The following is a 12,673-nucleotide window of genomic DNA, read 5'->3' on the forward strand; positions in this document are numbered from 1 at the left end:
CCGAGCCGGTGAAATCTCAGGTCGAAGTCAAAGCAACCATTTCCAAACTGGACAAAGAAGCACAGCGTAAGGAAGCGGCACGCCAGCGGGAACTGAGCCGCCCGATTCGTAAAAATATCGAAAAATGTGAAACACAGATTTCAAAACTGCAACCACGACTGGCTGAAATTGAAAGCTTGCTCGGAGATAGTGCTTTATATGATGCCTCACGTAAAAATGATTTGCTCAAACTGATGAATGAGCAAACCGAGCTGAAAGCCAAACTGGAAACAGCCGAAGAACAGATGCTGGAACTGATGATGGAACTGGAAAGTCTGGAGCAGTCCTTCTAACACTATTTCAACACCCCCATTATCTGAGAGATGAGTAACAAGCGTTATTCATCTCTTTTTTTTATTAAAACCACCCATTTTTAATATTTTCCTCCTGCTTTTCATCTCCGTGTAGTTCCTTGCTATTCTTGAGTACTGCATCTCTTCTTCAAAACTTGACACATTTTGTCGTGAATTACGCAAGTGCCATATAAGTTTATTTTTTAAACAGTGGAGTGGCTTTTTTCATACATTAATTTACAGCGTCAGCTTGCATCCTAAGGCTCTAATACAAGTGTTTTTTAATTTTCGGCAGCCTTGATTCGAGTCTGTTTAATGTTGAACTAGAGAGAGGAAATCCGCATGCGTGCTCTTACTTATCACGGTACTCGCGATGTACGAGTTGAATCTGTTCCTGATCCAGTCATTCAGGAAGCAGATGATGTCATTCTCAGAGTAACGGCTACTGCTATCTGTGGCTCAGACCTGCATCTTTATCGTGGGAAAATTCCCGCAACCGAACAGGGTGATATTTTCGGTCATGAATTTATGGGGGTGGTCGAAGAAGTCGGTCCTGAAGTCACTTCAGTAAAAAAAGGCGATCGGGTGATTATTCCCTTTGTGATTGCATGTGGCCACTGTTTTTTCTGTGAACACGAGCTGATGGCTGCCTGTGAAAATACCAATAGCGGACGTGGTGCGATTATCAATAAAAAACAGATTCCACCAGGTGCCGCCCTGTTTGGTTATAGCCATCTGTATGGCGGTGTACCAGGCGGTCAGGCCGAATATGTGCGGATTCCCAAAGGCAATGTCGGACCGTTTAAGGTTCCCGGTTCCCTGCCTGATGAAAAAGTATTGTTTCTGACCGATATTTTACCCACAGCCTGGCAAGCTGTGACCAATGCCCAGATTGGCCGAGGTTCCAGTGTCGCCATTTATGGAGCTGGGCCGGTCGGTCTGCTGGCTGCGGCCTGCGCACGCATGCTTGGTGCCGAACAGATCTTTATGGTCGATCACCATCTTTATCGCTTGCGTTTTGCTCATCAAACTTATGGGGCGATTCCGGTCAATTTTGATGACGTGGATGCAGCCGAATTCATCATTCAAAATACGGCAGGTTATCGTGGTGTCGATGCGGTGATTGATGCGGTGGGTTTTGAGGCCAAAGGGAGTATGCTGGAAACGGTAATGACCAATCTAAAACTGGAAGGTTCGAGTGGTTCTGCGCTAAGACAATGTATTGCGGCGGTGCGCCGTGGCGGTGTGGTCAGTGTGCCGGGGGTTTATGCCGGTCCAATTCACGGTTTCCTGTTTGGTGATGCCTTCGATAAAGGCCTAACCTTTAAAATGGGACAAACCCATGTGCACAAGTTCCTGCCACAATTACTGGAACATATTGAAAATGGTGATCTTTCGCCAGACCTGATTATTACCCATCGCATGAAACTGGAAGATGCTGCTGAAGGTTATCGCATTTTCGATAAACGTGAAGAAGACTGCCGCAAGATTATCCTGACACCATAAAAATTTAAGCAATAAGAAAGCGCCGTCAGGCGCTTTTTTTGTTTTTTACCGCATTTGATGAATTGTATTTTTTCTATTTTCAATTCACAAAACTTTGATGTCCTTTTCTGTTTTTTCTAAACATCATGCATAGCATGATTGTCACAATGAGATTTAGCACTCAGCCAGAAAATACAAACCTCAAGAAGGAATAAAAACAATAACACGATGATTTTAAATTAAAAAATTAAAATTCACTTGATTGTTAAATTAATTATGTAGTTTAACTACACCCTCTATTTTTCAATCAAAATATGTTTCACGCTCATTATTAAATAAAACTACAATAGATATATAAGTAATTAATTTTAAAAGTATTTATAGTTTTCAATAAAAATAGCTGCTCAAGCATGCTGACGAGTAGCTATTGATTTTGCAGGGTTGTATAACAGAGGAAATATAACTCTAAATAGCACTTTAAATTCAAAACGCCATTTTAAATTCAAAAGCACTTGTCCACAAGCCAAATATTTTAAATTTAAAACCAGAAATTAACTAGAGAGGGAGTTGGTTTGTGGATAAATACAATCTTATTCACATAACTAATTAGGGATAACTTTGTAGTTATCCACATATTTGATCATATTTAGAGCAGACCTTAAAATAATCCTATTCACATATTATTTGAGATACGGCAGGATATTTTAATAAGCCATTCAAATAATAGAATTTAAAAAAACCAGCTTTATCATTTTGTATTTATTATTTTCCAGCTCTATCGCTCTCCACTCTTCAATTCGGCCTTCGCTACGGGTATTTTTCATACACCAACTTTGGCTTCAATGGCTTCTACACGCTATTTTGCAGCACATGTACAATTGATCCTAGTATCGATAGTTATCCTTTAAACCCTGCTAAAATCTTCATATTTATAGTGGCACAATTACTCCCTCTCACCATGATAAATTGCATTCATCCAGATCTCATACTTGTCTTTATGTTGCTTACTTATGGATAATTCTTTTTAGGTCGATTAGCCACCGCTTAATTCGACTTTTTTATAGCTAAAATTAACTGATCATTTGGCAGAAAAGCACGCTCTAGATTGGAATTCCTCCAAAAAAATTCAGATGATATTCGCATAAATTTTGCATCAAAAAAGCGCCTCGAAAGGCGCTTTTTAAAATCATCTTAATCAGGTATCAATGTCTGCATTCAAGGCATTTTCTTCAATGAAGGCACGACGTGGTTCCACATCATCGCCCATCAGACAAGAGAACATGCGGTCTGCTTCAATCGCATCGGTGACTGTCACTTGCAGCATGTTACGATTATCCGGATCCATGGTGGTTTCCCACAACTGTTCCGCATTCATCTCACCCAGACCTTTATAACGCTGGATCATCATGCCGCGACGCGAGTCAGACAGAATATGCTGCCAAACCTGATGAAAATTGTTCACGTTAATCTTACGATCACCTTTTTGCAAATAAGCACCCTCTTCAAGCAGGCTGAACCAGCTCTTCGAATTCTTTAATAAACGTGCATATTCACTTGAACCTAAAAGCACAGAGTCTAATAGATAACTATGTGGCAGGTTATGCACATAGATGGTGATTCTTGGTAACCAGCTTTGAGTTTTCTGGCCATCTGCCAGTTCTTTCTCGAAAGATTCCAGCGTTAATTCTGGACGTAGCGTCGGCTGAATGGCTTCAATCGCTGCACGCAGGTTTTCACCCCAAGTTTCGACATAACTTTTATCTTCAAGCTGATCGAGTTTAAAGGCGTCCAGCGACAGCAAAGCATCGAGCAAGCTCGCCGGATAACGCTGGGTTAAACGGGCCAAGCTCTTCTGTGAGGTTTGATAATCGGCAATCACCCTTGCCAGTGCTTCACCACGAATCGCAGGTGCTTCAGCACTGATATGCAGTTCTAGCTCGTCAATGGCATTGGAAATCAGGTAAGTTTCCAGTGCATCGTTATCTTTGATGTACTGTTCCTGCTTGCCTTTTTTCAGCTTGTAGAGTGGTGGCTGGGCGATATAGATATGACCACGCTCGACCAGTTCAGGCATCTGACGGAAGAAGAAGGTCAACAGCAGCGTACGAATGTGCGAACCATCGACGTCAGCATCGGTCATGATAATGATTTTATGGTAACGCAATTTGTCCGGGTTATATTCTTCACGACCAATACCACAGCCAAGTGCAGTAATCAGTGTGCCGACTTCCGCAGAGGAAATCATCCGGTCGAAACGCGCACGCTCTACGTTCAGAATCTTACCTTTCAGCGGCAAAATCGCCTGCATTTTACGGTTACGGCCTTGCTTCGCAGATCCACCCGCAGAGTCACCCTCGACCAGATACAGTTCAGACAAGGCTGGATCTTTTTCCTGACAATCGGCCAATTTACCTGGAAGACCGGCAATATCCAGTGCGCTCTTGCGACGGGTCATTTCACGGGCTTTACGCGCTGCATCACGGGCACGTGCGGCATCAATAATTTTGCCGGCAATCGATTTCGCTGCTTGTGGATTTTCTAAAAGATATTCAGAAAATGCCTTGTTCATGGCCTGCTCAACCGCAGTTTTTACTTCACTCGACACCAGTTTTTCTTTGGTCTGCGAAGAGAATTTTGGATCAGGCACTTTCACCGAGACGATCGCGGTTAAACCTTCACGCGCATCATCCCCCGAGACTGCAACTTTTTCCTTTTTCAGGATATTTTCGCTGTCCATGTAGTTATTTAAACCACGGGTCAGTGCAGCACGGAAACCGGCCAAATGTGTACCACCATCCTTTTGCGGGATGTTATTGGTAAAGCAGCGTACGTTTTCCTGATAAGAATCATTCCACTGTAATGCCACTTCTACCGTAATGCCGGTATCGGGCTGTGCAGTAGTGAAATGGAAAATATCGTTCAGATGCGTTTTGCCTTCGTTAATGTATTTAACGAACTCAGATAAACCACCTTCATAGTCATAGATATTTTCAAGGTTGACGCGCTCATCACGAAGTACAATGCGTACACCTGCGTTCAGAAACGATAGTTCACGCAAACGACGCGCCAGAATATCGACATTGAATATGGTTTGGCTAAAAGTTTCAGCACTTGGGTAAAAACGTACAGTGGTACCTGACGTTTCGGTTGTCCCTGTTTCACGTAATTTATAAACAGGATCACCATGACGGTATTCCTGTTCATAGGTTTTACCTGCACGACTGATGTTCAACAGTAGTTTTTCAGAGAGTGCGTTGACCACAGACACACCTACGCCATGCAAACCGCCTGAGACCTTGTAACTGTTGTCATCAAACTTACCGCCGGCATGCAGAATGGTCAAAATCACCTCTGCCGCAGACACGCCTTCTTCAGGGTGAATATCGGTTGGAATACCACGACCGTTGTCAGAAACTGAAACCGATTCATCTTCATGAATAGTCACTATAATTTCATCACAGTGGCCTGCCAAGGCTTCATCAATCGAGTTATCGACTACTTCGAACACCATGTGGTGCAAGCCTGTGCCATCGTCTGTGTCACCAATGTACATGCCCGGACGCTTACGTACTGCGTCTAAACCACGTAATACCTTGATGCTAGAGGAATCATAAGCCTTTTCAATGGTTTGTTCTGTTTGAGAAGCAGCTTGATCTTCTGAACTCATGGTTTCTCCCTAGTGAAAAATAGGTCTATCCCAAGATGGGTAAAACTAAAAAAATACTATTGCACAACAACCTGAACTGTACCGTTTTCAACATTGAATAACTGATATGAGATAGACAAATCATGTAAGTGCTTTTGTACTGATTCATGGTCTAAGGTGGTAATAAAAACTTGACTACCAAGTTGGCTCAATCGCTCAATTAAACGTTGTTGTGCGGTTAAATCTAATTCTGCTGTCACATCATCTAATAATACCACAGTTTCCTTATTACAAGAATGCAGCATTGCGATTTGCGACAGTTTTAACGCCATCATCAGCAGCTTTTTTTGCCCGCGTGACAGGATCACATCAGCATCCCCCAGAGGGGTTTTCAGACGCAAATCTGCGCGATGTGGACCGTATTCTGTATAACGTCTTTCCAGATCTTTTGCATGCTGATTGGTCAGATCATTCAGCAGGCCGGTTTCACTATGAAACCCCGGACTGTATTCCAGACTGATCTGCAGATCAGGCAATAGCTGCTTTAGATCATCTTCAAAAAAGGACTTCCACTGTTCCACGATACCCGCACGTTGCGAATGCAGAAGTTCACCATACTCACTCAGCATCTGGTTCCAAGGCTCCAGATCGGACAGACTCAAGAAACGTTTGCTTTTGAGCAAACTATTGCGCTGCTTCAAGGCACGCGAATAATATTGCCAGGCATGATAAAACTCAGGTTCCACGTGGAACATTAACCAGTCTAAAAGTTGACGTCGTGGCTTGGCACCATGATCAATAATATCGGTACTTTGTGGGTCAATCAGCTGCAAAGGCAATAGCTTGGCGAGTTGGCCCTGCGTTGCCACCAGATCACCATTGACCTTAATCAGCTGTTCCCCGCTGGCCATTTTTTGCATGCCGATTTTTTCGGTCGCGGACTGTGCAAACACAATCGCGTCTTGTGCGCCATGCTGAATATAATTTTTCGGGATATGGGTACGGAAAGAACGACCGGCAGCTAGCAAATGAATCGCCTCTAAAATCGAGGTTTTACCTGAACCATTTTGGCCATAAAAAACATTAAACGGCTGCAATCTGTGGAGAGCAACCGTCTTTAAATTCCGTACACGCTCAATATGTAAACGCGTAATATGCATGTCTTATACGAGTATCAATAGCCGCGACTTAAACACGCATCGGCATGACGACATAAGTTTGATCGGTATGTGCCGGGTCTTGTACTAACACAGACTGATTGGCTTCAGTCATGGTCATGGAGACATCATCACCATCCAGCACACCCAGCACCTCAATCAAGTACTGCGCATTAAACGACATCTCCAGCGGTGAGTCGGCATATTGAATGGCTAAGTCTTCAATCGCCTCATCCTGTTCCGGGTTATTGGCGCGAAGTTGCAGGGAATCGGCATTAAAATTCAGGAACACGCCACGGAGTTTTTCATTACTTAAAATCGCGACACGCTGCAAAGACTGCTTGAACACATCATGCGCAATCATCACGATTTTGTCACCGCCACGTGGAATCACACGACGATAATCCGGGAATTTACCATCAATCAGTTTGGTGGTGAAACGCACGGTAATATCGGCCTGTTCCTTGTCACGGCTTGGCATATTGATGGTCACATTCAGCAGTTCACGACCAATCAGCAAAGATAACTGCTCATCTTCAACACTGAGCAGACGCTGTAATTCCGCCACGGCTTTACGTGGCACAATCGCTTGAATCGGCTGGGTCGCAGTAGATTGAGCCGCAGTTTCACAAAGCGCCAGACGGTGGCCATCGGTGGTCACAGCACGCAGCTGATTGGCATCAATTTCCAGCAAAGTACCGGTCAGGTAAAAACGCACATCCTGCACCGCCATCGCAAAGGCAGTTTTCTCGAATAAACGCTTCAGCTCACGCTGGGTGACTGTTACTTGCGTACCTTGGGTGTTTTCAGTATTCAGTAATGGATAATCATCAGCAGGCAAGGTACCCAGTACAAAACGGCTGTTACCTGATTTGAGAATGCAGCGCTGATCTTCAGTAATATGCAAATCCACCAATGCCGCTGAAGGAAGTGACTTACAGATATCAATCAGCTTACGCGCCGGAACTGTGGTCTCCCCGGCCTGCAAACATGCACCTTCAGCCAGTGTTGTACTGGCCACCAGTTCAACCTCAAGGTCGGAACCGGTCACGGTTAATGCCTGTGCAGTCACCTGAATTTTCAGGTTAGATAAAATATTTAAGGTATGGCGACGTTCAACCGCTCCTACGACATGTGAGAGAACATTCAGTAAGCTTTCTTTCGCGATTTTTAAACGCACGGTGCATTCCTCTAAAGCTGAAGATTAATATAGAAAAAGTGAATTTTTAACGGTTTACTATGCGGCAAAAGCAGCCGCATAGCAAGAATAGAATTTGAGCGATTTAGGTCAACTTTGCAACAGACGTTGCAGGTTTTTATAGTCTTCGTTAAAGATGGGATCTTCCTCACGTAGGCTCTGCACTTTCTCGCAGGCATGCATCACGGTACTGTGATCACGACCACCAAAAGCCATGCCAATTTCTGGAAAACTGTCGCCGGTCAGTTCACGTGCCAGACCCATCGCCAGCTGACGTGGACGGGCATAAATTCGGGTGCGTTTCGGTCCGACAATCTCTTTTAAGGGAATACGGAAATATTCACTGACCACACGCTGAATATTTTCAGTACTGATGGTGCGGGCACGAATCGCCAGCACATCTTTTAAGGATTCACGCACCACATCCAGATCAATCGGTGTGCCTTTAAAACGTGAAATTGCCACCACTTTGTTTAGTGCACCTTCCAGTTCACGCACGTTGGCCACCACCTGCTGCGCAATAAACAGGGCACAGTTACGCGGTAAATCTACCTGATTGCTTTCGGCTTTTCTTAATAAAATCTCAATCCGGGTTTCAATATCCGGTGGTTCAACCCCGACCGACAAGCCCCAGGAAAACCGTGAAACTAAACGTGGATCCAGTTCAGTCAGTTCTTTTGGATAGCGGTCCGAGGTCAGAATAATCTGCTTAGATTCATCTAAAAGTGCGTTAAAGGTGTAGAAAAATTCTACCAGGCTGGCTTCTTTACCGGCCAGTAAATGGATGTCATCGACCAGTAACAAATCCAGAGAACGGCAATTTTTCTTAAATTCTTCCACTTTGCCTTGCTGCAAAGAACTAACAAAATCTTGTACAAAGCTTTCCGCGGTCATGTACATCACCCGTGCATTCGGCTTGGCCTGCAACAGTGCATTGCCCACGGCCTGCATCAAGTGAGTTTTACCCAGACCGGTCGGCCCATATAAAAATAAGGGATTATGCTGTGAAGCACCGAGTTGGGTCAGTACCTTGCGACAGGTTTCTGCTGCCATCTGGTTAGAACGGCCTTCGACAAACAGCGAGAAAGTAAATAACGGATTGAGCTGACGTCTACGGCTATTTTTAACCGTATCTTCTTTTTCTTTTTTCGGTTTTTGTACCGGCATTGGGGTTGAAGTCAACGCCGCGGTGGTGGTCGCTGGCTGTTCACTGGCCGATAAAATCGCACCAGGACGTGAATCGACCAAAATTTCGACCTTGCGTACCCGTCCTTCGGACAGCTGTTCGGCCAGAATCGTAATCAGTTCCAGATGATGCTCTTGAATGTAACGCGTCCAGTAAGGATTGGGTGCATACAAACGCAAGCTATCTTCCAACTCTTCTGCAACCAATGGGCGAATCCACATTGTAAAGACATTTCCAGAGAGCTCTTGTCGCAGGCGATTTAAGCAGTCCGTCCAAAGCATGTGAATCCCCTATTCATTCCATTGTTCATTCAAAAAGATGACCGCGACCAAAAGCGGGTCGCCATTCTAACCAAGTTATCCACATCTGTCATGATCATTTCCACAGAAACTGTGCAAAAAGCCATCATCGTGCATAAATTTAAATTTAAAACCCGGTGTGGATAAGTTTATCCGCAAGCTGTGGATAAAATATAACACAAAGTTATCCACAAAGTATAAAATTATTAGAAACAGTTTTATCCACAACATAAATATATGTTTAGTTAAATAAAAAGTGGCTTATCCATAGAAAAAGTGCTCCCTAATAATAATAAACTTAAATTTATAAATTTGAATTTATTTATAAGCTTTGAGTTTTCTGTGGATAAATCGAGAGATTACGAATTTAAATTCAAAAACAGAATCTTGCTTTTCAACACTGGATAGATTGTGGATAACTTTGTTGATAGAGTTGTTTATAAGTTATATATCTATGTATAACAATAATTTAATCTGTGGTTAAGTATAATTTAGTCATTTCACCAACAGTTTTTTTGAAAACTCGTATAAAAATCTTTTTTAAGCTTATTTGAAAAGAAAAGTGCTTTTGCATTGACAGCTCAAGCAATGAGCACTAAAATCGCGGACCTTCATAGAAAGATCATTTTTTGGAGTTTCAATATGAAACGTACATTCCAACCATCTGAATTAAAGCGTAAGCGTGTTCATGGTTTCCGTGCTCGTATGGCTACTAAAGCTGGTCGTCAAGTATTAGCTCGCCGTCGTGCAAAAGGTCGTCATAGCTTAACTGTTTAATCAGTTACGCTAAGACGATTTTGGGTGTTATGACAAAACTTTATAGTTTTGGTACAGAGTTGCGATTACGCTGTGCCGCCGATTATAAAGGTGTGTTTGATGGTGCGCTTTTTAAAGTGCATCAGCCCCATTTCTTATTTCTTGCAAAACATTCCGAACTGCCAAATAGCCGTTTGGGTTTAGTTGTTGCTAAGAAGAAAGTGCGCCGAGCACACGAACGAAATAGAGTAAAACGACTTGCTCGCGAAAGTTTTCGCCTGCATCAACAGCAATTAGATGACTTAGACATTGTAATCATGCCAAAAATAGGTGTGGAAGCAGTGCCTAATGCAGAATTGCATCAGCAATTACAATTTGCTTGGCAAAAACTGAACCGTCTTGCCAAAAAGCATACAAAAATAGCCCCCTCCCCACAAAAGTAGAGTAGGCCAATGGTACGTTTACTACATTGGTTGATACGTTTCTATCAGATTGCGATCAGTCCTTTATTGGGACCGCGCTGTCGTTATATTCCAACTTGTTCTCAATATTCCTTGGAAGCAGTCCAGATACATGGGACTGGACGTGGAGTGTGGCTGGCTACTAAGCGTATTTGCCGTTGTCATCCGTGGGGGGGCTCGGGATATGATCCTGTTCCCTCTAAAGCGATTCGTTTTATTTCATTTCAGCAAATAGATTCTCAAACGCTTCACGTTGCTGTACCCTTTCGTGATCGTTTATTGAACCAAAATCACTCTCACCACTTGGGGTAATACATATGCAACAATGGGCCAGGATTGCAATTCTCGGAGCCATGTTTGTTGTCGCATATTTGCTCATTTTGGCGTGGCAAAAAGATTATGGAAATGCTGAAACCAAACCGCAGCCAGAAACTGCTGTTGTTTCGCATGACGTATCTGCAGATTTGCCAAATGCTCAGACGGCTACTGTTGCCTCTGATCTGCCACAAGCGAATATGCCAGCGCAGCAAGCCACGGATGCCACAGCACCTGTAAGTCAGCAGCTTATTTCAGTACAAACTGACCTTTATCATCTTTGGATCAATCCGAAAGGTGGTGATATTGTTCGTGTTGAATTACTCAATCATGACAAAAACAAGGACAGCGATGAACCGTTCGTGATGCTGGAAAGCGATGCGAAACGTACTTATGTCGCTCAGTCTGGTCTGATCGGTCTAAATGGACCGGACAGCAGCCGTAACGGCCGTCCGACGTATGAGCTGGAAAAAACCGCTTATACCTTGGCAGACGCGAAAGCAACCAAATCTAAAGAGGGTGAAAACCTTAAAGTCTTGTCTGTACCGTTGGTATTTAAAACCGCGGATGGTGTCGAGATTATCAAAACCTTCAATTTCACTGAAGGTGAATATCCGGTTGTTGTGAACCACAAAGTGGTGAACCGCAGTGCTCAGACCTGGCAAGGTCAGATGTTTGGCCAGATCAAACGTGATAATTCAGAAGATCCGGGTAAATCAGACCAGGGTATTTTCACGTTAGGGACTTTCCTGGGCGGTGCCTGGGGTACGCCAGACGAGCAGTACAACAAGCTTAAATTTGACAACTTTGTTGAAGAAAAAGTCAGTACTGAAGCGACAGGTGGCTGGGTTGCCATGGTACAGCACTACTTTGTCAGTGCTTGGGTACCTGGTAATCTGAAGTTGACTCAGGGTAATGGTGAAGCGTATAGCGCCAAGCTTGAATCACGTAAATCAACCGATAACATGAACATTATTGGTTTTACTTCTCCAACCTTTAATGTGCCTGCAGGTACTGTGGCCGAGATTGATGCGACCTTCTATTCAGGTCCAAAAATCCAGTCAGAATTGAAGGATTTGGCCACAGGTTTAAACCAAACAGTCGATTATGGCTGGTTATGGCCAATTGCGAAACTCTTGTTCGTGGGTCTGGAATTCTTCCATGGTTTAGTGGGTAACTGGGGCTGGGCAATTATTCTATTGACCATTCTGGTGAAACTGATTCTGTGGCCATTGTCGTCGAAGAGCTACCGCTCAATGGCGAAAATGCGTGTGATTGCTCCAGAAATGCAGCGTATGAAAGAAGAGTTTGGTGAAGACCGTATGCGCTTCTCTCAGGAAATGATGGCACTGTACAAACGTGAACAGGTCAATCCGCTTGCAGGCTGTTTACCGCTGTTATTACAAATGCCAATCTTCCTGGCTTTGTACTGGGTCTTGATGGAATCGGTTGAACTGCGTCATGCGCCATGGATGCTCTGGATTCAGGATTTATCCTCAATGGATCCATGGTTTATCCTGCCATTGTTAATGGGTCTGACGATGTATATTCAACAGTCCTTAAATCCTCAACCCACTGATCCAATGCAAGCCAAAGTCTTCAAGATTATGCCGGTGATTTTTACCGTATTCTTGCTGTTCTTCCCTGCGGGCTTGGTTCTATACTGGATTGTGAACAACTTGATCACCATCCTGCAACAAGGTTTGATTAACAAGTCTGTTGCTAAAGAACGTGCCAAACGTGATGAAGCAACGCCAGTCAACTAAGTTGTAATGACGGGCTGAATAAATCCGCTTAAGATGATACTCTTAGGCGGATTTTTTTTGGCTGAACTTTTG

At 43.7% G+C, this 12,673-nt stretch carries 9 protein-coding genes and 1 pseudogene; 6 read left to right on the forward strand and 4 right to left on the reverse strand.

All coding sequences use genetic code 11. The features are described 5' to 3' along the window. Both FTV30_RS11465 and FTV30_RS11470 read left to right on the forward strand, forming a co-directional pair. Positions 1 to 332, forward strand: a pseudogene (locus FTV30_RS11465) (ABC transporter ATP-binding protein); the annotation flags it as partial. Between the two features lie 342 nt (positions 333 to 674). Further along, positions 675 to 1,838, forward strand: a complete 1,164-nt coding sequence (locus FTV30_RS11470) for a zinc-dependent alcohol dehydrogenase (RefSeq protein ID WP_180001637.1) — start codon at positions 675 to 677, stop codon at positions 1,836 to 1,838. Between the two features lie 1,174 nt (positions 1,839 to 3,012). On the opposite strand, the gene gyrB is transcribed toward FTV30_RS11470, so the two are convergent. From gyrB to dnaA, 4 genes are all read right to left on the reverse strand, one after another. Continuing rightward, positions 3,013 to 5,484: a DNA topoisomerase (ATP-hydrolyzing) subunit B gene (gene gyrB, locus FTV30_RS11475; RefSeq protein WP_180001638.1), complete on the reverse strand. Its 2,472-nt coding sequence runs from the start codon at positions 5,482 to 5,484 to the stop codon at positions 3,013 to 3,015. A 56-nt stretch (positions 5,485 to 5,540) separates the two neighbouring features. Next, positions 5,541 to 6,623, reverse strand: coding sequence for a DNA replication/repair protein RecF (recF, locus tag FTV30_RS11480; protein WP_005173511.1), 1,083 nt, complete (start codon positions 6,621 to 6,623; stop codon positions 5,541 to 5,543). Between the two features lie 28 nt (positions 6,624 to 6,651). Continuing rightward, positions 6,652 to 7,800: a DNA polymerase III subunit beta gene (gene dnaN / locus FTV30_RS11485; RefSeq protein ID WP_074383791.1), complete on the reverse strand. Its 1,149-nt coding sequence runs from the start codon at positions 7,798 to 7,800 to the stop codon at positions 6,652 to 6,654. Between the two features lie 108 nt (positions 7,801 to 7,908). After that, on the reverse strand, positions 7,909 to 9,285 hold the full coding sequence (dnaA, locus tag FTV30_RS11490) for a chromosomal replication initiator protein DnaA (RefSeq protein WP_074383792.1): 1,377 nt from the start codon (positions 9,283 to 9,285) through the stop codon (positions 7,909 to 7,911). Positions 9,286 to 9,945: 660 nt separating this feature from the next. On the opposite strand from dnaA, the gene rpmH reads away from it, so the two are divergent. The 4 genes from rpmH to yidC are packed head-to-tail and all read left to right on the forward strand — an operon-like array spanning position 9,946 to position 12,601. Beyond that, complete coding sequence (gene rpmH, locus FTV30_RS11495) at positions 9,946 to 10,080, forward strand: 50S ribosomal protein L34 (protein WP_000831329.1); 135 nt, start codon at positions 9,946 to 9,948, stop codon at positions 10,078 to 10,080. 29 nt (positions 10,081 to 10,109) lie between these two features. Beyond that, positions 10,110 to 10,502 carry a ribonuclease P protein component gene (gene rnpA, locus FTV30_RS11500; RefSeq protein WP_100355778.1) on the forward strand — a complete coding sequence of 131 codons (393 nt, stop codon included), beginning with the start codon at positions 10,110 to 10,112 and terminating at the stop codon, positions 10,500 to 10,502. Positions 10,503 to 10,511: 9 nt separating this feature from the next. Continuing rightward, positions 10,512 to 10,832 carry a membrane protein insertion efficiency factor YidD gene (yidD, locus tag FTV30_RS11505; protein WP_180001639.1) on the forward strand — a complete coding sequence of 107 codons (321 nt, stop codon included), beginning with the start codon at positions 10,512 to 10,514 and terminating at the stop codon, positions 10,830 to 10,832. A gap of 5 nt (positions 10,833 to 10,837) precedes the next feature. Next, a complete protein-coding gene (gene yidC / locus FTV30_RS11510; RefSeq protein WP_005173495.1) occupies positions 10,838 to 12,601 on the forward strand; it encodes a membrane protein insertase YidC in 1,764 nt (587 codons plus the stop codon). Positions 12,602 to 12,673: the final 72 nt, after the last annotated feature.

The organism is Acinetobacter sp. YH12255, from assembly GCF_013417355.1.
In the GTDB taxonomy this organism is placed as follows: domain Bacteria; phylum Pseudomonadota; class Gammaproteobacteria; order Pseudomonadales; family Moraxellaceae; genus Acinetobacter; species Acinetobacter pseudolwoffii.

What these genes read in the sequence shown, in the direction of transcription:
- FTV30_RS11470 (WP_180001637.1), top strand. Translation starts at nt 675, where the DNA reads ATGCGTGCTCTTACTTATCACGGTACTCGCGATGTACGAGTTGAATCT.
- gyrB (WP_180001638.1), bottom strand. Translation starts at nt 5,484, where the DNA reads ATGAGTTCAGAAGATCAAGCTGCTTCTCAAACAGAACAAACCATTGAA.
- recF (WP_005173511.1), bottom strand. Translation starts at nt 6,623, where the DNA reads ATGCATATTACGCGTTTACATATTGAGCGTGTACGGAATTTAAAGACG.
- dnaA (WP_074383792.1), bottom strand. Translation starts at nt 9,285, where the DNA reads ATGCTTTGGACGGACTGCTTAAATCGCCTGCGACAAGAGCTCTCTGGA.
- rpmH (WP_000831329.1), top strand. Translation starts at nt 9,946, where the DNA reads ATGAAACGTACATTCCAACCATCTGAATTAAAGCGTAAGCGTGTTCAT.
- rnpA (WP_100355778.1), top strand. Translation starts at nt 10,110, where the DNA reads ATGACAAAACTTTATAGTTTTGGTACAGAGTTGCGATTACGCTGTGCC.
- yidD (WP_180001639.1), top strand. Translation starts at nt 10,512, where the DNA reads ATGGTACGTTTACTACATTGGTTGATACGTTTCTATCAGATTGCGATC.
- yidC (WP_005173495.1), top strand. Translation starts at nt 10,838, where the DNA reads ATGCAACAATGGGCCAGGATTGCAATTCTCGGAGCCATGTTTGTTGTC.